This is a genomic window from Sinorhizobium sp. 8-89 (assembly GCF_030124325.1).
Lineage (GTDB): Bacteria > Pseudomonadota > Alphaproteobacteria > Rhizobiales > Rhizobiaceae > Sinorhizobium.
The window spans coordinates 13,617-33,898 of sequence record NZ_JASKLR010000018.1 but is presented as its reverse complement, the minus strand read 5'-3'; the positions used below and the strand labels follow the sequence as shown (position 1 = coordinate 33,898).

The 20,282-nt window shown below is 61.7% G+C and carries 18 protein-coding genes; 9 read left to right on the top strand and 9 right to left on the bottom strand.

Features of this window, described 5'->3' with window-relative positions; genetic code table 11:
* Nucleotides 1–96: 96 nt before the first annotated feature.
* Complete coding sequence (locus QN219_RS25120; RefSeq protein ID WP_284002809.1) at nt 97–1,263, top strand: pyridoxal phosphate-dependent aminotransferase; 1,167 nt, start codon at nt 97–99, stop codon at nt 1,261–1,263.
* 45 nt (nt 1,264–1,308) lie between these two features.
* Here the strand turns inward: QN219_RS25120 and QN219_RS25115 are convergent, their stop codons facing one another.
* Entirely contained in the window at nt 1,309–2,649 is a 1,341-nt protein-coding gene (locus QN219_RS25115; protein WP_284002808.1) for a pilus assembly protein TadG-related protein, read from the bottom strand.
* 342 nt (nt 2,650–2,991) lie between these two features.
* Here QN219_RS25115 and galE point away from each other — a divergent pair, with 342 nt between their 5' ends.
* Entirely contained in the window at nt 2,992–3,996 is a 1,005-nt protein-coding gene (gene galE, locus QN219_RS25110; protein WP_284002807.1) for a UDP-glucose 4-epimerase GalE, read from the top strand.
* Between the two features lie 26 nt (nt 3,997–4,022).
* On the opposite strand, the gene QN219_RS25105 is transcribed toward galE, so the two are convergent.
* The 8 genes from QN219_RS25105 to QN219_RS25070 form a co-directional block, all read right to left on the bottom strand.
* On the bottom strand, nt 4,023–4,325 hold the full coding sequence (locus tag QN219_RS25105; RefSeq protein WP_284002806.1) for a chorismate mutase family protein: 303 nt from the start codon (nt 4,323–4,325) through the stop codon (nt 4,023–4,025).
* 482 nt (nt 4,326–4,807) lie between these two features.
* Nucleotides 4,808–5,812 carry a cytochrome d ubiquinol oxidase subunit II gene (gene cydB / locus QN219_RS25100; protein ID WP_284002805.1) on the bottom strand — a complete coding sequence of 335 codons (1,005 nt, stop codon included), beginning with the start codon at nt 5,810–5,812 and terminating at the stop codon, nt 4,808–4,810.
* Nucleotides 5,802–7,217 carry a cytochrome ubiquinol oxidase subunit I gene (locus QN219_RS25095; protein WP_284002804.1) on the bottom strand — a complete coding sequence of 472 codons (1,416 nt, stop codon included), beginning with the start codon at nt 7,215–7,217 and terminating at the stop codon, nt 5,802–5,804. Before QN219_RS25095 ends, cydB begins: the two co-directional genes overlap by 11 nt.
* A gap of 276 nt (nt 7,218–7,493) precedes the next feature.
* On the bottom strand, nt 7,494–8,663 hold the full coding sequence (locus QN219_RS25090) for a M20 aminoacylase family protein (protein WP_284002803.1): 1,170 nt from the start codon (nt 8,661–8,663) through the stop codon (nt 7,494–7,496).
* 1 nt (nt 8,664) lies between these two features.
* Nucleotides 8,665–9,489 carry an ABC transporter permease gene (locus QN219_RS25085; protein ID WP_284002802.1) on the bottom strand — a complete coding sequence of 275 codons (825 nt, stop codon included), beginning with the start codon at nt 9,487–9,489 and terminating at the stop codon, nt 8,665–8,667.
* Nucleotides 9,486–10,211 carry an ABC transporter permease gene (locus tag QN219_RS25080; protein WP_284002801.1) on the bottom strand — a complete coding sequence of 242 codons (726 nt, stop codon included), beginning with the start codon at nt 10,209–10,211 and terminating at the stop codon, nt 9,486–9,488. Before QN219_RS25080 ends, QN219_RS25085 begins: the two co-directional genes overlap by 4 nt.
* Before the next feature lie 135 nt (nt 10,212–10,346).
* Complete coding sequence (locus QN219_RS25075) at nt 10,347–11,129, bottom strand: transporter substrate-binding domain-containing protein (protein WP_284002800.1); 783 nt, start codon at nt 11,127–11,129, stop codon at nt 10,347–10,349.
* A gap of 36 nt (nt 11,130–11,165) precedes the next feature.
* The gene (locus tag QN219_RS25070; protein WP_284002799.1) at nt 11,166–11,939 is read right to left on the bottom strand and encodes an ABC transporter ATP-binding protein; all 774 of its coding nucleotides are present in this window, start codon (nt 11,937–11,939) and stop codon (nt 11,166–11,168) included.
* 273 nt (nt 11,940–12,212) lie between these two features.
* Between QN219_RS25070 and QN219_RS25065 the strand changes: the two genes are divergently transcribed.
* The 7 genes from QN219_RS25065 to QN219_RS25035 all read left to right on the top strand — a co-directional run bounded on the left by QN219_RS25065 (nt 12,213) and on the right by QN219_RS25035 (nt 20,254).
* A complete protein-coding gene (locus tag QN219_RS25065) occupies nt 12,213–12,827 on the top strand; it encodes a TetR family transcriptional regulator C-terminal domain-containing protein (RefSeq protein ID WP_269278464.1) in 615 nt (204 codons plus the stop codon).
* A 72-nt stretch (nt 12,828–12,899) separates the two neighbouring features.
* Entirely contained in the window at nt 12,900–14,090 is a 1,191-nt protein-coding gene (locus QN219_RS25060) for a pyridoxal phosphate-dependent aminotransferase (protein WP_284002797.1), read from the top strand.
* The gene (locus tag QN219_RS25055; RefSeq protein ID WP_284002795.1) at nt 14,087–15,697 is read left to right on the top strand and encodes a 5-guanidino-2-oxopentanoate decarboxylase; all 1,611 of its coding nucleotides are present in this window, start codon (nt 14,087–14,089) and stop codon (nt 15,695–15,697) included. The genes QN219_RS25060 and QN219_RS25055 overlap by 4 nt, the downstream gene beginning before the upstream one ends.
* A 154-nt stretch (nt 15,698–15,851) precedes the next feature.
* Nucleotides 15,852–16,265: a hypothetical protein gene (locus QN219_RS25050; RefSeq protein ID WP_284002793.1), complete on the top strand. Its 414-nt coding sequence runs from the start codon at nt 15,852–15,854 to the stop codon at nt 16,263–16,265.
* Nucleotides 16,266–16,376: 111 nt separating this feature from the next.
* A complete protein-coding gene (secD, locus tag QN219_RS25045; protein ID WP_284002792.1) occupies nt 16,377–18,911 on the top strand; it encodes a protein translocase subunit SecD in 2,535 nt (844 codons plus the stop codon).
* Between the two features lie 506 nt (nt 18,912–19,417).
* On the top strand, nt 19,418–19,627 hold the full coding sequence (locus tag QN219_RS25040) for a hypothetical protein (RefSeq protein WP_173510958.1): 210 nt from the start codon (nt 19,418–19,420) through the stop codon (nt 19,625–19,627).
* A 171-nt stretch (nt 19,628–19,798) separates the two neighbouring features.
* Nucleotides 19,799–20,254 carry an Rrf2 family transcriptional regulator gene (locus QN219_RS25035; RefSeq protein ID WP_173510957.1) on the top strand — a complete coding sequence of 152 codons (456 nt, stop codon included), beginning with the start codon at nt 19,799–19,801 and terminating at the stop codon, nt 20,252–20,254.
* Nucleotides 20,255–20,282: the final 28 nt, after the last annotated feature.

Below are 20,282 nucleotides of genomic sequence, written 5' to 3'. Positions count from 1 at the left end.
TTCCACGCGTATCTCGCTCTAACTTACTAGAATTGATCATTGTTTATGATTTGGGGTCGATTGGACCCAAGATCATCGTGATCCCAGGAGCCGCCCGTGACGATCATGAACAGCCTCAGCCCCCGTTCTCTTTCGGCCCCCGAAAGCGGTATCGTAGAGGTTGTGAACTACGCGCGTGGGCGGGAAGGCGTGATCCCGCTCTGGGTGGGCGAAGGGGATCTTGCGACGCCGGACTTCATCAGCCGGGCCGCCGCCGAGGCGCTTATGGCCGGCGAGACCTTCTACACCTGGCAGCGCGGCATCCCGCCGCTTCGCGAAGCGCTGGCGCGTTACTATCAGCGCCGGTTCCAGAAGACGCTGTCCCCGGACAATTTTTACGTCACGGGATCGGGGATGCAGGCGATCAAGCTTGCAATCGAGGCGGTGACGTCGCCCGGCGACGAAATGGTGCTGCTGACGCCCGCCTGGCCGAATTTCGCTGCTGCCGCCCAGATCTCCGGCGCGCGCCCGGTCTCGGTGCCGCTGCGCTTCGAGCATGGCAAATGGCAGCTCGACATGAACCGGCTCGAGGCCGCGGTCGGCGAGAAGACGCGGGCGCTGTTCATCAACACGCCGTCCAATCCGACGGGCTGGACCGCGACGCCGGATGATCTCAGAGCCATTCTGACGCTGGCGCGCAAGCACGGTCTCTGGATCATCGCCGATGAGATCTATGCGCTTTACTGCTATGCCGGCGCACGGGCGCCATCGTTCCTGGACATCATGGACGATGACGACCGGATCCTGTTCGTCAATTCCTTCTCCAAGAACTGGTCGATGACCGGTTGGCGCGTCGGCTGGATCGTTGCGCCGCCGGCGATGGGGCAGGTGCTGGAAAACCTGATCCAGTATTCGACATCCGGCGTCGCGCAATTCATGCAACGCGGCGCGGTCGCGGCCCTCGATCAGGGAGACGCCTTTGTCGACGAGAACATCGCCAAGGCGGCACGCAGTCGAGATCTGCTTTGCGATGCACTGATCGCGACCAATCGCGTCGAAACCCTGAAGCCGGATGGCGCGCTCTATGCATTCCTGAAGATCGACGGGGTGACCGATTCAAGGCAAGCGGCGATCGATATTGTCGACAGGACCGGCGTCGGACTGGCGCCCGGAACCGCATTCGGCGAGGGCGGGTCGCTTTTCATGCGCGCCTGCTTTCTGCGCGATCCGGCTCAGGTGGCGGAGGCGGCGGAGCGCCTGCGCCGCCACATATTGAGCCGGTAGAACTTCGCTCCGCGGCCAAGGGATGGCGACCGGATGAGCAAGCGCCTAGCGCACGAGCCGGATTGCGCCCGGGTAGTAGATGCCCTTGTCGGCAAGCTCCGTCGTGCAATCCATCTTGAATGTGCTGTTACCGGTCAGGGTGATTTCCTGGGCGATCAGCCGGATGCATTCGCCGCTCGTTGCGCCATTGCCGGAATATTGCAGTTCCGCGACGTCGGGCAGATAGACGATTCCGGTCAAGAACGACTGACTGTTTCCATTGATGATCGCAGTCTCCACATTTCCATGCTCGGCGACGATCGAGAACCCGGCCCAATCGCCTTCGAGTGATGGCGAAATGTTGAACGTGGCACCGCCATTGATGCTGATCTCGGCGCCATTTATGAGAAAGAAAGTCACGCGCTCGCCGGTTACGGTGGCTTGGGCGCCGAATTCCAGGCGCCCGCCGTCAATGATGTAATTGCCGGGCAGGAGATTCACGGCGCGCTTGACGTCCAGGTTTTGGTAGGTTCCAGGCTTCAGCGTGACGACGTAGCCTTCGTTGTTCGTCTTGGGCGTCTTGCTTGTGCCGTTGCAATCACCATTGCCGCCGCCGCCGCTGATGAAATCCTGCCCGCAGCCGGAGAGATCGACCCATGCCGCTGCCTTTGGCAGTACCTTGTTCTTGAACGGGTCGGGCACGCGCGAAGCGCCTTCCACCGCCTTGTCGCAAGCAAGTTCGACCGATTGTGCCGCGCCATAAATGGCGCCGGCGGCGTAAAGACATTCCGCCTTGAGCTTGCCGCTGCCGCCGACGTAGATCGATTGATCGTCATTGGAATTGGAGATGACCGTGCATCCGGTTAGATCGACCGCTGCGCTGCCGCTGACGTCAAATGCCCGGTCGGCGGTTTGATGCAATGCCAGAATGCAGGCTTCCGCGTTGGCTGCCCGCGCCGCGACGCTCTGACGTCGGATTGCCAACGGCAGGCGTTCCAGGAAGATCGGTTTATAGTCGAAGCTGAATTCCGCTGCCGCGACGTCTTCAATGGTGTTCCGCGTAAACGCAACGGACAAAGCGCCCTGTGTCGGCGTATCCGCGAGATTGCCTCCCTCGACGAGGACGCTTTCTTGCGGCATCGCGTAGTTGCTCCAGAAGAACTTCTTTGCCGCGTCGGAGGCTTCGGTCTCATCCGCGCCTTCGCCATAGGCTCGCACGGAACCGAGCGCGGCGGCGTCCAGCGCGGCTTGAATTTTCTCGGCTTCCAGATAGGCGCCGACGAAGTCGAGCGTCACGCCGACAGCGGCGATGATGGGGACGATGGCGATTGCTCCAAGGACGGCAAAATTTCCGTCCTTGTCGCAGGCCAATCGTCTCAATTGAGCATGGAGCTTCGCACGTCTCATTCGTGGTTTCCCCCGGGCACAGGCCATTTCGCCAGTATTTAAGCCATTCCCGTTTGAAAAACGTTAGCGAGCGCCGGTGTGTTTTAGTAAAATTTAATACATGCGGATTTCGGGTGAGCAAAGGCATATGATCGCCAGTCACGACCATCGCGCGGCGGCCCTCGATACCAATTTGGTGCACATCCGGCGTCATCCATAAAATTCTAGATAATCGGCAGATCGGTACTTAACCACGGTCACGAGAATATCGGACGAAGGCTGCCGAAAAGCGCCCGAGTTACCAATTCAGAAAGCGTTGCTCCTCTTTCCTGTCTCCATCTTCGAACGATTGGAAATCAGGCGATGGCCGCATTGGTAACGGGTGGAGCGGGTTATATCGGCAGCCACATGGTATGGTCGCTGCTCGATGCCGGCGAGTCTGTCGTGGTACTCGACAGGTTGTCGACAGGCTTCCGCTGGGCGATCGCGCCGGAGGCAAAGTTCTATTTCGGGGACGTCGCCAACAGAACGCTGCTTGCCAGGATCTTTGCAGAAAACGAGATCGACTCGGTCATCCATTTTGCGGGATCGGCTGTCGTTCCGGAATCCGTCGCCGATCCGCTTGCCTATTACGAGAACAACACGGCGAGCACGTGCACGCTGATCGCCGCGACGATAGAGGCCGGTGTTCGCCACTTCGTCTTTTCATCGACAGCAGCTGTCTATGGCACACAGGATACCGTCGATCCGGTCAAGGAAACGGCCACGTTGCGTCCCGAGAGCCCCTATGGTCGCTCCAAACTGATGTCCGAAATGATGCTACAGGATGCTGCCGCCGCTCATGATCTCCGCTATGTGGTGCTGCGCTATTTTAACGTCGCGGGAGCCGATCCGCTCGGCCGCGCCGGACAATCGACGGCTGGCGCCACCCATCTCATCAAGGTTGCATGTGAGGCCGCGCTCGGCAGACGCTGCAAGGTCGACGTTTACGGACAGGACTATCCGACCGCCGACGGCACCGGCATTCGGGACTATATCCACGTTGCCGATCTGGCTGCGGCACACAAGGACGCGCTCCGCTATCTGAGGGGAGGCGGTGAGCCGCTGACGACCAATTGCGGCTACGGCAAAGGCTTCTCGGTGCTGCAGGTTCTCGATACGGTGCGGCGGATCTCGGGACGTGATTTTCGCATAGACTATGCACCACGGCGTCCCGGCGACGCCGCGCAGGTCGTCGCAGACTCTTCGCTTGCCAGGCTGAAGCTCGACTGGGTGCCAACCCATGCAAGCCTTGAAAACATCGTCCAGAGCGTCTTCGACTGGGAGGGCTATCTCAGCCGCAAGAACAGTTACGACAAGGCGAGTTGAAGAACAAACCGGGGCTGGTGTTCGTCCTACTCGTCCTCTCCGAGCCGCTTGCGCTCGTGCGCGATGGCATGATCGATCAGCTGGGCCCAGATGCCCTCGTAGAAATCGGGATCGAGGCCGAGTTCGCTCGCTTGCCTGCGCGCGTTTTCCCGCACTTCGGCCACGCGCGCCGGGATGTCGGCTTTCAGCTTCAGCGGGCGCTTTATTTCGGCCGCACGGTCGATGTAGCCCCAGCGCTCCGCGAGCAACCTCATCAGGGCGTTGTCGAGCCGATCGATCTCGGCACGCACATCCGACATTGTGGTGCATTCTGCGGGTGTCTTCTGCATCGCTTGTCCAGATCGCTTGTCCAGTTCCGGGGAGGCGGAACGGGCCCCCGGGGGTTCGTCGCGCCGAACTGCTAGCAAACGGGAGCGCGGCTGAGAAGGGGTAAAACCGCCGCAGCGATCTCGGCCGCAGCTTTCCGGAGTGGTCACCTCGGCAGGCGATCGCCGGGGAGGAGGGTGCGGTCCTGTCTCCGTCGGCGATCGCTTGCCGATGTGTGCGAGGACGTTAGCCCTTAAGACTTGAGCGAGGCTTTTATCGTCACGTTGTGCCTGGATCATTGCACTGCTTCATCGAAACAGTGAAATGATCCAACTCTTTGAAATGACGCAATTCCGGACGGAAAACCGTTACATGCTTCTCTCGGAATTGCTCTAGGTGCCGAGCACAAGCTTGATCGCTAGGCCGACAATGCTGACGGCGGCAACCCCTGCGAGCCAGAGCGCGACAAACCAGAGGAGCTTCCGGCCCGTGCCATCCGCGCTCATCAATGGTAGCCCTCCTCCGGATCGACCTTGCCGCGAAAAACCCAATAGGCGTAGCCGGTGTAGGCGAGAATGATCGGTACGAGCACGAGCGCGCCAGCAAGCAGGAAGGCAAGGCTTTCCTCCGGCGCGGCCGCTTCCCAGATGGTGAGCGACGGCGGCACCATGTAGGGATAGAAACTTATGCCGATGCCGATGTAGCCGAGGACGAAAAGGCCGAGCGCCGCAATGAACGGCTGCACGTCATGCCGGTCGCGAATGCCCTTGATGAGCAGATAAAGGCAACCTAGGACGAGCAGGGGCACGATCACGCTGAAGATCGCCGTCGGCCAGCCGAACCAGCGTTGCAGATAGACCGGCTCGAGAAACGGCGTCCAGAGGCTGACGACAGCCATTGCCCCGACGGTTGCAAAGCAGCATTTGAGCGCAATTGCGCGTGCCCGGTCGGCGAGATCGCCGTGCGTCTTCATGACGAGCCAGGTGGCACCGAGCAAGGCGTAGCCGACGACGATCGCAATGCCCGTCATGATGGAAAAGGGCGTGAGCCAGTCCCACCAGCTGCCCGCATAGGCGCGGTTTTCGACCGGTATCCCCTGGACCAGCGCGCCAAGCGCGATTCCTTGCGCGAAGGCCGCCAGCATCGAGCCGCCGGCAAATGCCCAGTTCCACAGGTATTCGGCGCGCTTCGTGCGCCAGCGATATTCGAAGGCGACGCCCCGGAAGATGAGGCCGATCAGCATTGCGATGATCGGCGCATAGAGCGCCGGCATGATCGTCGCATAGGCAAGCGGAAAGACGGCCATCAGACCACCGCCGCCGAGCACGAGCCATGTCTCGTTGCCGTCCCAGACGGGGGCAACCGAGTTCATCATCACGTCGCGATCGTGCTTTTCGGGGAAGAGCGGGAAAAGGATACCGACGCCGAGATCGAAGCCGTCGAGAACGACATAGGCCAGAACGGCAAAGGCAATAATGGCCGCCCAGATCAGTGGCAGATCAAAGTCCATGATGCGCTCCATGAGATTTGGGGCTTGCCGGGCCGGGCGCGACACCGGCTGTCCGGATTGGTCCCTCGTCCAGTTCGGGCATGGTATCGCGCGGCAGCCGCGCCATCAGTCGCAGGATGTAGAAGGTTCCCGCACCGAAGACGAAGAAGTAGACGATAATGAAGGCGACGAGCGACGCGGAAACGGCAGGGGCTTCGATCGGCGCGATCGAGTTGGCCGTTAAAAGGTGGCCGTAGACCGTGTAAGGCTGGCGGCCGACTTCGGTGGTTATCCATCCGGCCAGAACCGCGACGAAGCCGGCAGGGCCCATCAGCACGGCGGCGCGGTGGAGCCAGGGATCGCTGTCGAGCGTGCCGCGGTACCGGCACCAGAGCGACCACAGCCCGATGCCGAGCATGGCCAGGCCGATGCCGACCATGACACGGAACGACCAGAAGATCACAGCGACCGGCGGATGCAGTTCCTCCGGGATCGTGTCCAGTCCGGCAAGCGGCGCATCGAGATGGTGCTTCAGGACGAGGCTCCCCAGTTTTGGCACCTCGATCGCGTAGTCGATGCGCTTCTCGGCCGAGTTGGGGATGCCGAAGAGCACCAGCGGAGCACCGTCAGGATGGCTTTCAAAATGGCCCTCCATCGCCATCACCTTCGCCGGCTGGTGCTCAAGTGTATTCAGCCCGTGCTGGTCGCCGGCGAAGATCTGGATCGGGGCGACGATGGCCGCCATCCACATCGCCATAGAGAACATGGTGCGGGCGCGGCGCGGCGCCGTCCTGCGCAAGAGATGCCAAGCGCCGCAGGCGCCGACGACGAGCGCCGTCGTCAGATAGGCGGCGAGCACCATGTGGACCAGGCGATAGGGGAATGAGGGATTGAAGATGATCGCCCACCAGTCGACCGGGATGAACTGTCCGGCTTCGTTCACGGCAAAACCTGCCGGGGTCTGCATCCAGGAGTTGGCGGACAGAATCCAGGTGGCCGAGATCAGCGTGCCGACGGCGACCATTGCGGTTGCGAGAAAATGCAATCTTGGACCCACACGGTTCAGGCCGAAAAGCATCACGCCGAGAAAGCCGGCTTCCAGAAAGAAAGCCGTCAGCACCTCATAGCCCATCAACGGACCGATGATAGGGCCGGCCTTGTCGGAGAACACGCTCCAGTTGGTGCCGAACTGATAGGACATCACGATCCCGGAAACGACGCCCATGCCGAAGGCGACCGCAAAAATCGTCTTCCAGAAGTTGAAAAGCTCCAGATAGACCTCGTCCTTCTTCCAGAGCCAGAGGGCTTCGAGGACGGCGAGGTAGCTGGCCAGGCCGATAGAGAAGGCCGGAAAGATGATGTGGAACGAAACGGTAAAGGCAAATTGCATGCGGGCAAGCATGGTTGCGTCGAAGGATTCAAACACGACGTGATCCTCTTGGGCACTACAGCGCCGTGCGTCGTTTCAGCTGCACACGGGACGCAGTAACACTTTGAGTTGCTGCATGTCCTTTTCCTCAAATCGCCTCGATTTAGGGAAACATACAGTAGAGAGAGCCGGGCGCCTGCCTGTCAGCCGGAGCCGTCATTTCATCGTGTGATTGAATCTGACGCAAAATTGGCAAAGGTCAATGATAGGCGGATCGCCACGTTGTCACACTGCGGCAATGTTTCGCCTGCGGCATTTTGCGGTCCGATGCTCTTACCTTCGCGCGAGATAGGCCTCTGCCAGTTCAGTCCAGAAGGCAGCGCCGATCGGCAGCAGATCGTCGTTGAAGTTGTAGCCCGGATGGTGGAGCGGTTTTTCGTCGCCTGTCGCCCTCGATCCGAGGAAGAAATAGCTGCCGGGACGCTCTTTCAGCATGTAGGCAAAATCTTCACTGCCCATGAACGGACGGCCAAGATCGACGACCTTGTCGGCACCGGCGAAGCGGATCGCAAGGTCGCGCACGAAATCGGTCTCGGCCTTGTGGTTGATCGTCGCGTCGTAGCTTCGCTCGTAGTCGACGGTGGCACGCATGCCGAAGCTTGCTGCCTGCGCTTCCGCGATCATGCGGATGCGGCGCTCCAACGCGTCACGAACGGCGGAATCGAAGGAGCGGATGCCGACGACGATCTCGGCCCGTTCCGGGATGATGTTGCTCGCGGAGCCGGCGTGGAAGGCGCCGACCGTGACCACGGTCGGGTCCATGGGATGAATGTTGCGCGACACGATCGTCTGCAGCGCCATGACGATGCTGGCGCCACAGACGATCGGGTCGGCGGTCTCCTGCGGTTCGGCGCCATGGCCGCCGCGACCATGGACGGTGATCCGTGCTTCGTCGACGGCCGCCATGATCGGGCCTTCGCGCAAGGCGAACTGGCCGAAGGGGAGGTTGGGCTCATTGTGGAGCGCGAACACCGCGTCGCAGGGAAATCTGTCGAACAGGCCCTCATCCACCATGATCTTAGCGCCGCCGAAATTTTCTTCTGCCGGCTGGAATATGAGGTGGATGGTACCGTCGAAGTTCCTCCGCTCGGCAAGCGCGCGGGCGGCACCGAGCAGCATCGCCGTGTGGCCGTCGTGTCCACAGGCATGCATCAGCCCCGGTGTCTTGCTTGCATAGTCGAGACCGGTTTCCTCGTGGATCGGCAGGGCATCGATATCAGCGCGGATGCCGATCGAGCGCGAACCGGTGCCATTCCTGAGCGTGCCGACAACACCGGTCTTCGCAAGCCCCGTTGTCACGGCATAGCCAAGCGCCTCGAGGTGGCGCGCGATAAAGGCGGACGTTCGCGTTTCCGCGAGACCGAGTTCCGGGTGTGCATGCAGGTCGCGGCGGATAGCCACCAGTTCCGGCATGGCGTTGTCGATGGCCGCGGAGAGCTTCATGTCAGGCACCACGTGTCGGTATGCGGTTTTCGAAATAGCGGAACGCGATGACCAGAATGCCCGTGAGGCACATGTAGATCAGCGCAAGCAGCAGGAGCGGTTCGTAGGTGAGAAAGGTTTCTTGCCGCACCTTCGAGATGACCGCATAGACGTCGACGACGGTGATCGTCGCAACCAGCGGCGTCGACTTGAGCTGCAATACGGTCTCGCCGTTGAGTGTCGGGAGCGCGCGGTGGATCGCGCGCGGCAGCCAGATGCGCCGGAACATCGTCCAGCGGCTCATGCCGTAGGCTCGGGCGGCCTCCAACTCGCCGGCGGGAACACCCGCAAAGGCGCCGCGCATCACCTCGCCCTCGTAGGCCGCAAAGGAGATCGTGAGCGCCGCCACGCCATAGGGCCAGGCCTCGCGCAGATAAGGCCAGAGAAACGACTGGCGGATTGCCGGAAACTGCGGAAACAGCGAGCCGAGCCCGTAATAGAGCAGCCAGAGCTGCAGGAGCAGCGGCGTCCCGCGAATGATCGTACAGAAGATCCGGGCAAGACCCTTCAGGTACCAGGGGCCGGTGATCTGGATGAGGCCCAGCGGGACGGCAATCAGGAATCCGAGGATTGAGGTGCTGAACAGCATCACCATGCTGACAAGGATGCCCCAGCCGAGCCTCGGCAGGTAGCGCGGCAGCCAGTCCCAACGCATCAGGACGGCGACCGCGACGATGACCGCGACGGCGACGAGGATGAGAGCGATGCGGTGAGGCTTGAGGAAACTCTTGCCATTCGGCAGGTCCTCGGGGGTGAATGCGAGAGCATGGGTCGTTTCGTCGGTCATCGCTGCTCCACGAAACCGCGTCTCGCATGCTTTTCCAAGGCGCCTATAAAGATGTTGGAAACGAGCGTCAGCGCAAGGTAGAGCACGCCGGCTGCACAGAAGAAAAGCAGATAGGCCTTGGTCGCGCCGGCCGCCTGGCGGGTTACCAGGGTCAGTTCGCTGAAGCCGACGACGGCGAGCAGGGCAGTATCCTTCGTGGCGATCAGCCAGAGATTGGCAAGACCCGGAATGGCATAGGGCAGCATCGCCGGGAGCGTGACGCGTCGCAGCACCTTCCCCGGCGACATGCCATAGGCACGCGCCGCTTCGATCTGTCCTGCGGGCACCGCCTTGATCGCGCCGCGCAACACCTCCGTCGAATAGGCACCCTGGACCACTCCAATGACGAAGATGCCTGCTATCAGGCCGCTGATATCGACAGTGCCGAGGCCGACGGCGCCCAGGAGCTGGTTCAAGAGGTCTGTCCCGGCATAGTAGAGGAGAAGGATGAGGACGAGTTCGGGCACAGCCCGAACGATGGTGGTGTAGCATTCGAGAAGATCGCGCGTTATCGGCCCGCCATAGAGCTTGCCGAAGGCCCCGCCCACGCCGAGCAGCAGGCCAAGCGCGTACCCTCCGACCGCGATCTGGATCGAATTGAGAAAGCCTTGCAACAATACGCCGCCCCAGCCGGGCGCTGAGAGCGAGAGCAGGCTCCAGTTGATGATGGAATCCGCAGCCATGGCGACTTCATGCTCCTTGTGCATATTCCCCAGCTCGGAATCGAGCTGAGGAAATGCAGCAATTCAAAGTTCTACAGCGTCCTTTGCGCGTCTGGTAAGACGCGGGGCGTTGTAGGACTGCCGGCCGGAGGCGCTTCAGCCGCCGTAGATGTCGAAGTCGAAATATTTCTTCGAGAAGGTATCGTAGGTGCCGTTCTCGCGGATCGCCTTGATCGCTGCGTTGATCTTGTCCTTGAGCTCCGTTTCGCCCTTGCGCAGGCCGACACCGACGCCCGGGCCGAGGATGGCGAGGTCCTGGGCAACGTCGCCCTTGTAATCGCAGCACTCCTTGCCCTGATCGCTTTTCAGGAAGGCATCGAGCGCGATCGCATCGGCCTGCACCGCGTCGACGCGGCCCGCGGCCAGATCCTGGTTCGCCTCATCCTGCGTCTGATATTCCTTGACCTCCACGCCCGCCGGGGCGAAGTGCTTGGTTGCATAGGCCTGATGCACGGTCGAGACCTGCACGCCAAGCGTCTTGCCGGAGAGGCCTTCCGGCGTCGCCTTCATGTCCACACCCTTGGTGCCGATGATACCGGTCGGCGTGTTGTAGTACTTGTCGGAGAAATCGATCGTCTTCAGGCGCTCTTCCGTGATCGACATCGAGCCGATGATCATGTCGATCTTCTTGGAAGTCAGCGCCGGGATGATGCCGTCCCAGGCGACCGGGGTGATCACGCAGTCGAGTTTCGCCTCGGCGCAGATCGCCTTCATGAATTCCACTTCCCAGCCTTCCCAATTGCCGCTGGCGTCAGGCGAGGTGAAGGGCGGGTAAGGCTCGGCGGCAAAACCGACCTTGACCGTTTCCGCCTGTGCGGCGACGGCGCCAGTGATCGACAAAGCGGCCGCGACCGCCAGGAGTTTCAATGTCTTCTTCATGCTGTTCCCTTTTTTGGTTGTTGAGCATTGCGGAATTCAGTGAATGGAGCTGATGAACTTCTTGAGCCTCTCGGATCTCGGCGCGCCGAAGATCGCCTCAGGCGGCCCCTGTTCTTCGATGACGCCGTTGTGCAGAAAGACGATGTGGTTGGCGACGTCACGGGCGAATTTCATCTCGTGGGTGACGAGGATCATCGTGCGCTTCTCGCGCGCAAGATCGCCGATGACGGAGAGCACTTCGCCGACGAGCTCCGGATCAAGCGCCGAGGTCGGTTCGTCGAAGAGCATCACCAACGGCTGGATCGCCAACGCCCGGGCGATCGCCGCGCGTTGCTGCTGGCCGCCGGAAAGGAAGGCCGGATAGGCGTCGCGCTTCTCGTAGAGGCCGACCCGGCGCAGCAGCGTCTCGGCCGTTTCGATCGCTTCGGCCTTGGATTTGCCGAGCACGTGCACCGGCACTTCGATGACGTTTTGAAGAATGGTCATGTGCTGCCAGAGATTGAAACTCTGGAAGACCATGCCGAGCTGGGTGCGGATGCGCTGCACCTGCTTGCGATCGGCGGGCATCAGCCCGCCACGGCCATCGGACTTCATCCGGATTTCTTCGCCATGAACGCTGACACGTCCCGCCGACGGCAATTCCAGCATGTTGATGCAGCGAAGAAGCGTGGACTTGCCCGAGCCGCTGCCGCCGATGATCGCGATCACATCGCCTTGCCGGGCCGTGAGCGACACACCTTTCAGCACTTCCAACGGCCCGAAACGCTTATGCAGGTCAGTGACCGCGATTGCCTGGGCCGCATCCGTCATCGACGCGCCGCTCCCATAGCTCGAAGAGCTTTTGTTGAAGGCATGAAAACAGTTCCCCTGTTCGTTCTCTCGTGCAGCTTCTTCGGCTTGTCACGCTGTTTCATGAGGGGGAATGTTGCACTTGTGTCGCTATTATTCAAGCGTATAATAGCTTCATCGCGGTTTTTTGGCCGCGTGGCATCGCCGAAAATCCCTGCAGGAGTAGCGCATGAGCCCGCCCGGTTCGCTGGCACTGACGATCTGGTCCCGCCGCCCTCCATGCGGGAGGCTGCTGTGAACCGTCGCACGTTTCATCGCGCTCCCGAGGGGGAGCGCCGCCAGGAGTTGATCGAGGCCACTCTCGATTGCATCTCGGAATTTGGACTGAAGGGCGCGACGGTCCGGCAGATAGCGATCCGGGCTGGCGTCACGGCGGGGCTCGTCCGCCACTATTTCGACTCGAAGGACCAGATGGTCGCCGAAGCCTACCGCGCCGTCATCGCGTCGCTTACGGAGAAGGCGAAGAATGTCGAAGGCGATCCTGCGACACGGCTCAAGGAATTCATCGCCGTCAACTTCACCGAACCTGTTGCCGATAGTCGTAGCGTCTCGCTCTGGGCGGCCTTCATCAGCCAGGTGCGCGTCGATCCGGTGCTCGCCGAGATTCACCGCGAAGGCTATCTCGCCTTCCGCAACACGTTGCAGGAATTGCTGAGCGAATTCCTCGCCGCGAAGGGCAGACCCGCAAGCGCCGAAGAATGTCGCCGGCATGCGATTGCGATCAACGGTTTGGTGGACGGGCTTTGGGTCGAAGGCTGCCTTGCCGGCGATCTCTTTCGCGACGGCGAGTTGGTCAGCATCGCCATGGCGTCTGTCGAGGCGCTGATCGGCCTGCCGATCGAAAACTAATGCATGTCGCCCAAAAGGTGCAGCGGTTTTGGGCGACATGCATAAAACAAAGAACCAAAAGGGAGCAAACATTTGCGCTACGCGTCGATCACCTCACGCCTCGCCGATCTCGGTTCCGGGAAATGGACGCTGCACACCCGCGCGCGCCAACTGAAGGCAAGCGGAGCCGATATCATCGAGCTGACGATCGGGGAGCCGGACCTGCCGCCGGACCGCTCCCTGCTGGACGAATGCCAGCGTGCCATGAACGCGGGGCGGTACCGCTACTCGAACGGGCGCGGCGAACCGGCTGTCGTTGCCGCTCTTGCGGAGAAATACCGGCGTCGCCGGGCCGATGTGACTGCGGAAAACGTCCTGTGCTTTCCGGGCACTCAGACGGCACTTTTTGCCGCCATGCTGGGTCTTGTAGAGGCCGGCGATGCGGTGCTCGTCGGCGACCCGCTCTATGCCACCTACGAAGGCGTCATTCGTTCCACCGGCGCCCACCAGGTCCTCGTTCCGCTGAAGCCCGAATTCGGCTTTCACATGCGGGCGGAGGACCTGGAAAAGGCAATCACGCCGGAATGCCGCGTGCTGCTTTTGAACACGCCGCACAATCCGACCGGCGCCGTCCTGACCGCCGCCGAGATTGCCGCCATCGGCGAAGTTGCCCGTCGCCACGACCTCTGGATGGTCTGCGACGAAGTCTATGAAGAACTCGTTTTCGATGCCGAATTCGCGTCGCCCTTCGACAATCCCGGTCTCGCAGAGCGCACGGTCGTCGTCTCGTCCATTTCCAAGTCGCATGCGGCCCCCGGTTTTCGCAGCGGCTGGGCGGTCGGTCCTGTCGAATTCACGAATCGTCTGCTGCCGATCTCCGAAACCATGCTCTTCGGCGTGCAGCCCTTCATCGCCGACATGACGGCCTATGCGCTGACGCACGAAATCGAGACGGCGAAGCGGATGCGCGAAACCTACAAGCGGCGCGCTGGTCGGATCGCCGATCGCCTTGCCCATGCGCCGGGTGTCTTCGTTCTGCCGCCGGAAGCCGGGATGTTCACGCTGATCGACGTCGCCGATACCGGCCTTTCCGGCGAAGCCTTCGCCTGGGCTCTTCTCGAAGAGGAGGGCGTGGCGGTGATGCCGGGTTCTTCCTTCGGCGAGGAAGCGCAGAATTTCCTGCGTGTGAGCCTCACAGTTCCCGATGCAGATATCGATGAAGCATGCCGCCGCATCAGCTCCCTCGCCGAACGCCTGATCGCCCGTAAGGAGCGCCGCGCATGACCGAAATGAAAACCGTGGGCGAGGTCCTCGTCGATCTCCTCGAGGCAAACGGCGTCGAAGTCGTGTTCGGCATTCCCGGCGTGCATACGGTCGAGCTCTATCGCGGGCTGGCGACATCGAAGATTCGCCATGTCACGCCACGGCACGAGCAAGGCGCCGGGTTCATGGCCGACGGGTACGCCCGCGTCAGCGGCAAGCCTGGCGTTGCGCTCGTCATCACCGGCCCGGGCCTGACAAATACGATCACGGCGATGGCGCAGGCTCGCCAGGATTCGATCCCGATGCTGGTCATTTCCGGTGTCAACCGCCGCGACTCGCTCGGCCATGGCCGCGGTCTGCTGCATGAACTGCCGGACCAGCACGGCATGATGAAGACATTGGCGCTCTATTCCCACACGCTGCTCAACCCCATCGATTTGCCGCTTGTGGTGGATCGGGCTTTCGCAGTCCTGCTTTCCGGCCGACCCGGACCGGTTCACATCGAGATTCCAACCGATGTCATGGCTTTGCCGATAGAGAGCCGGTCCGGCAGGCCCGCTGCGGCGACCCGCCCGCGCTCCGACAGCGAAACCTTGCAGAAGGCGGCGATCCTGTGCGCCGATGCCGTCCGGCCGGTGATCATATGCGGGGGCGGCGCATTAACGGCGGAGGCGGAAGTACGGCAGCTCGCCGAACAGATCGGCGCACCGGTCGTCACGACCGTCAACGCCCGGGGCATGCTCGCGGGCCATCCGCTAAGAGTGCCGGCAAGCCCGAGTCTCAAGGCAGTGCGCGCCTTGCTGCGCGACGCGGATCTCGTGCTGGCGCTCGGCACGGAAATGGGTCAAACGGACTACGACCTTTATGCCGACGGTGGTTTTCCGGCGCTCCGCAATCTCATCCGCACCGACATCGATGCGGCGCAGCTCGCCCGCGGACCGCAGGCGGCACTGTCGATCCTGTCCAGCGCGAAGACGGCGACGGCGGGCATGCTGGCTTTCCTGCCCGGCCATGCGGCCGCAAAGGGCGGAGCAGAGCGCGCGGAAGCGGCCCGCAAAGCGGCGCTGAAGGAACTGTCGGCGAAGATGCAGGCCGAAATCGCCGTGATTGACATGATCTACAAGGCGCTGCCGGATTGTACCATCGTCGGAGACTCCACGCAGGCCGTCTATGCCGGCAATCTCTATTGCGACGCGCCTCGGCAACGGAGCTGGTTCAACTCCGCGACCGGTTACGGCGCGCTGGGCTACGCGCCGCCGGCGGCGGTTGGCGCCGCCGTCGCTGATCGCGGCAGGCCTGTCGTCTGCCTCGTCGGTGATGGCGGTTTCCAGTTTTCGTTGGCCGAGATCGGCTCGGCGGTCGATGCCGAGGCCCAGGTGATCTTCCTCGTCTGGAACAATGACGGTTACCAGGAAATCGAAACCTATATGGTCGATTCCGGCATCACACCCGAAGGCGTGAAGCCCTCGGCGCCGGACTTTCCGATGACCGCCAGGGCCTACGGCGTACCAGCGGAGCGGCTGGCGGACGTGCGGGAGCTGCCGGGCGCGTTGGCGCAAGCCGCTGGGCGATCGGGTCCTTCGCTGATTGAAATCCATCAGGCAAAAACCGCCGGCGTCTCCGCCTGACAAAGCGGGCCGGATTTGACTTTTCCGGCTCGGAATGGTGTTAAGAGCGCCGCAAGCTCGAATCCGGCCATGTTCTTTCGCTAGGCTCAGGCAATCGGGCTGAATTTCGTCTCGCCGGCGCGTCCCGCGTCGAGAGAAAGGGATAGTGTCCTCAATGGACCTGTTGGGTGGTGGCAGCAAGAGCATGCAGGCCGGTCGGCTCTTGGCCGCGGTGTGGCTGCTCTGTGCGTCCTTTGCCATGCAGATCGTCGCGGTCGGGCAAGGTGTCTCGGCGCGCGTGTCGGCGGGAGCGCAGGCAGGCGACGCGTCGACGCGCGACAGCGGCTCTGCCGATCATTCGATCGCCCGTCAGATCTCCAGGGCCGTTCCACACCCCGACCTCCGCTTTACCGGCGAGCGCAAGGATGCGAAGTCGACGGGTGGGCAAGATATTTCACCGGCTCTTCTCGTTGCCCAGGTGCGGTTTTTCGACCTGGGAAGCCGTAAGCGGGGCGCGATTTCGCGGCTCGCTCACGTGCATGGCCCGATAACACAAGGGCAACGAATCCGCGCGCCTCCCCCGGCGTGATCGGCTTTGAGAATACGAGTGGTCGGCGCTCTACGTTCCGCCGCTCCCATTGATGAAACCTAGCCCGGATGATGCCAGACAGGCGTATTCAGGCGTTCATGGAATTTCCACATGCGTACATCCAAATGGGCGGTTCTCGCCTATGTCGCGATTATTATCTTCGGATGCCTCGCGGCGCTTCCCAGCGTTCTGACGCCGGCCATGCGCGAACAGTTTGCGGCTGTTCTACCCTTCAAGCCCGTCACGCTCGGCCTCGACCTCAAGGGCGGCTCGCATCTCGTGCTTGAGGTCGACGGTGCCGGCCTTCAGAAGGCGCGGCTCAACACGCTTCTCGACGATACCCGCCGCGTTCTGCGCGGCGAACGCGTTTCGGCCTCTTCGGCGCGCATCAGCGGCAACGCCGTGATGGTGAATATCGAGGATGCTGCCGACCGGGAGAAGGTCCTGCCGAAGCTTCAGGAGCTGGCGGCACCCGTCAGCACCATCGGCTTTGGCGGTGCCGCTCCGGAAGTCGATGTCACGAGCGACGGCAATGTCGTCACGCTCGCGATGACCGAAGCGGGTCTTGCCGATCGCATGACAAAGGCGGTCGAGCAGAGCCTGGAGATCATCCGCAACCGCGTCGACCAGGTCGGCGTCGCGGAGCCGCTCATCCAGCGCATTGGTTCGAACCGCATCCTCGTTCAACTTCCCGGTCTCCAGGATCCGACGCGTCTTCGCGAACTTCTCGGCTCGACCGCGCAGATGAGCTTCCACATGCTCGACCAGACCGCGGATGTGACGCAGCCGCCGCCGCGCGGCGTCGACATTCTTCCCGGCGCCAACGATGGCAACCGGTATCCGGTCGAAAGCCGGGTCGCGATTTCAGGCGAGCGGCTCGACGATGCGAAGGTTGGCTTCGATCAGCAGACCAACCAGCCGGTCGTCGACTTCACCTTCGATTCGCTCGGTGCCCGCCAGTTCGCGGAAATCACCCGCGAAAACGTCGGCCGTCCTTTTGCGATCGTTCTCGACGGCAAGGTGCTGACGGCACCGGTGATCAATGAACCGATCCTGGGTGGTCGTGGTCAGATCAGCGGCAATTTCACCGCTCAGGAGGCGACGGTCCTTTCGGCGCTCTTGCGCTCCGGCGCCTTGCCGGCACCGCTGACGATCATCGAAGAGCGCTCGGTTGGCCCCAATCTCGGCAGCGACTCGATCCGCATCGGTCTCTACACCGGCCTTGCCGGCTTCGGCCTCGTCGTGGCCCTCATGATCGTCCTTTACGGTGCCTGGGGCATCATCGCCAACGTCGGACTGCTGTTGCACACCATCATGACGATCGGTGTGCTCGGCATAATCGGCTCGACGCTGACGCTGCCTGGTATTGCCGGTATCATTCTCGGCATCGGTATGGCCGTTGACGCCAACATCCTCATCAATGCTCGTATCCGCGAAGAAACGGAGGCGGGCGCCGGCGCGATGAAGGCGCTGGATGTCGGCTTCAACAAGGCCTACGCGACCATCATCGACTCCAACGTCACGACGCTCGCCGGCACGATTCTCTTGTTCTGGTTCGGCAGCGGCCCGGTCAAGGGTTTCGCCGTCACGATGATGCTCGGCATCATCATCTCGATGTTCACCTCGGTCACGGTCGTGCGCCTGCTGATGCGCGAGGTCGTCGTTCGCCGCAAGATGAAGAAGCTCGAGATCCCGTCGCTCTTCGGCCGCGTGCCGCATCTGCCGACCTTCTCCTTCATGAAGCGGCGCTTCCAGGCGATCGGCATGTCCGCCTTCCTGTCGATAAGCTCGGTCATCCTGTTCTTCACGCCGGGCCTGAACTACGGCATCGACTTCGTCGGCGGCATCCAGGTCGAAGCGGCGTCCAAGGAAAGGATCGACCTGCCGACGCTGCGCCATGGGCTCGAATCGCTCAATCTCGGTGAGGTGGCAATCCAGGATTTCGGTGGCGGGCAATCGGTCCTGATCCGCGTCCAGCGCCAGCCGGGTGGCGAGCAGGAGCAGACGGCCGCGCTGAACCGCATCAAGGATGCGGTGACGACGTCTGTTCCGGGGGCGAGCCTGGAGCGCACCGAGGTCGTCGGGCCGACCATCAGTAGCGAGCTGGCACGGTCGGGCTTCCTGGCCGTCGGCCTCGCGATGATGGCGATCCTGCTTTACATCTGGTTCCGCTTCGAATGGCATTTCGCCGTCGGCGCGATCGCGGTGCTCCTGCTCGACATCACCAAGACGATCGGCTTCTTTGCCTTGACCGGGATCGACTTCAACCTGACGGCGATCGCCGCGTTGCTGACAATGATCGGCTACTCGGTGAACGACAAGGTGGTCGTCTACGACCGCATGCGCGAAAACCTGCGCAAGTACAAGTCGATGCCCTTCTCTGATCTGATCGACATGAGCATCAACCAGGTGATCGCACGATGCATCTTCACCTCGATGGCTACGGCTCTCTCGCTGGTGCCGATGGCGATCTGGGGCGGCGACGCGGTACGCAGCTTCGCCTGGCCGATGATCTTCGGCGTCATCGTCGCGACGACCTCGTCGATCTATATCGGCGGCCCGATCCTTCTGTTCCTGAGCCGCTGGTGGAAGGACCGCGAAGCCAGCCGTTCCGGCACAGCGCAGGCAGGCACGCCAACTGCCTGATAAGGTCTATCAGTGAGGAAACCAAAAGGGGCAGTCCGGCGGGCTGCCCCTTTTTCGTCCGAAAGTGCTGTCTTTATGTGGACTGTCCCTTGCAGGTCGATTCGCCGCTACCTAGATGGGTAGGGGAGTCCTCACCGGGATGACCAAACAGAATTGTCGCCATGGCGGTTCAAGACTGAAATATGGAGAATTATTTTTCTCCTGTTCGCTTTCGGAATTGACTAATTTGGTAGATTATTCTAGTTTGCAAATCGTGAGGCGGAGGGAATCCGTCTCGTATTGTTCATGACCGCCGCGGCGCGCGATGCGCCGGGCCAGCCAAAGGAGAGTGACATGTCTGGAATCGTCTCGACCGCCGCTTTCTGCGGCTCGCGTTCCCATTGTCGTGCAACTGTGAAACGTCACCTTCGCGCGCTTCGCCGAATGTGACCGTCCGTACTTCCGAATTCACCTTTTGCCGAGAATCGAATGAATCCGCGCCGCGAGGCGTGGAGGAGCGTTATTACATGAGCAAGCAAGTTATCGAATATGACGGCGAAGCCGTCGGCGTCGTTGTCCCCGACGAAGACCGGTTGAAGTTTTTGGCCGTGAAGTATCATGTCTGGGATCTGGACGCTCAGCGTTTCCGCTCGGCCGACGAGGCGCGTGCAGCCATCCGCAACCTGCTCGCCGGCCAAGGCGCCCGAAACCATCAGATTGGCATTGCGGCGGCGTGACCTCGCGTCCGCCGCACGTCAGCAATAGATCGATCAAATCCGAAGTTCGTCCTCCCCGATTGTCGACCATAATTGTGTATTGGCGACACGTTTCTTGTGCTATGCCAAGAAAGGATTGTGTCGTTGCGAACGGTCCCCAGCATCCGGGGACCGGGAGGAGAATTTCTCGGAATGCTGACGAAGAAGGGAAAATACGGCCTCAAGGCCCTCGTTGATCTGGCGCGCCTCGAACCCGGCGAAACCGCGTTCATCAATGAAATCGCCCTGCGCAACAACATCCCTAAAAAATTTCTCGACACGATTCTGCTCGAATTGCGCAACGCCGGCATGCTCCGTTCCAAGAAGGGGCCCGGTGGCGGTTATTCGCTTTCCCGCCCCGCGTCGGAGATTCGCATCGGCCACGTCATCCGCACGCTTGACGGACCCCTTGCGCCGATCCGTTGCGCCAGTCGCACCGCCTATGAGGTCTGCGAGGATTGCAGCGACCCCGAGACCTGTCGTGTGCGCATATCGATGACGACGGTTCGCGACGCGATGGCATCGATCCTCGATTCGATGACGCTTGCGGAGTTTGCCGGCGATGGTGTCCTGCCGCAGGAAGCTCTTGAGGAAAAACGCGCGGGCTGACGGATCGAATAGGTCTGTTTTGGTGCAA

What these genes read in the sequence shown, in the direction of transcription:
- QN219_RS25090 (WP_284002803.1), bottom strand. Translation starts at nt 8,663, where the DNA reads ATGAAGCTCTCCGCGGCCATCGACAACGCCATGCCGGAACTGGTGGCT.
- QN219_RS25080 (WP_284002801.1), bottom strand. Translation starts at nt 10,211, where the DNA reads ATGGCTGCGGATTCCATCATCAACTGGAGCCTGCTCTCGCTCTCAGCG.
- secD (WP_284002792.1), top strand. Translation starts at nt 16,377, where the DNA reads ATGCGTACATCCAAATGGGCGGTTCTCGCCTATGTCGCGATTATTATC.
- QN219_RS25085 (WP_284002802.1), bottom strand. Translation starts at nt 9,489, where the DNA reads ATGACCGACGAAACGACCCATGCTCTCGCATTCACCCCCGAGGACCTG.
- QN219_RS25075 (WP_284002800.1), bottom strand. Translation starts at nt 11,129, where the DNA reads ATGAAGAAGACATTGAAACTCCTGGCGGTCGCGGCCGCTTTGTCGATC.
- QN219_RS25105 (WP_284002806.1), bottom strand. Translation starts at nt 4,325, where the DNA reads ATGCAGAAGACACCCGCAGAATGCACCACAATGTCGGATGTGCGTGCC.
- QN219_RS25115 (WP_284002808.1), bottom strand. Translation starts at nt 2,649, where the DNA reads ATGAGACGTGCGAAGCTCCATGCTCAATTGAGACGATTGGCCTGCGAC.
- cydB (WP_284002805.1), bottom strand. Translation starts at nt 5,812, where the DNA reads ATGGACTTTGATCTGCCACTGATCTGGGCGGCCATTATTGCCTTTGCC.
- QN219_RS25035 (WP_173510957.1), top strand. Translation starts at nt 19,799, where the DNA reads ATGCTGACGAAGAAGGGAAAATACGGCCTCAAGGCCCTCGTTGATCTG.
- galE (WP_284002807.1), top strand. Translation starts at nt 2,992, where the DNA reads ATGGCCGCATTGGTAACGGGTGGAGCGGGTTATATCGGCAGCCACATG.
- QN219_RS25050 (WP_284002793.1), top strand. Translation starts at nt 15,852, where the DNA reads ATGGACCTGTTGGGTGGTGGCAGCAAGAGCATGCAGGCCGGTCGGCTC.
- QN219_RS25040 (WP_173510958.1), top strand. Translation starts at nt 19,418, where the DNA reads ATGAGCAAGCAAGTTATCGAATATGACGGCGAAGCCGTCGGCGTCGTT.
- QN219_RS25055 (WP_284002795.1), top strand. Translation starts at nt 14,087, where the DNA reads ATGACCGAAATGAAAACCGTGGGCGAGGTCCTCGTCGATCTCCTCGAG.
- QN219_RS25070 (WP_284002799.1), bottom strand. Translation starts at nt 11,939, where the DNA reads ATGACGGATGCGGCCCAGGCAATCGCGGTCACTGACCTGCATAAGCGT.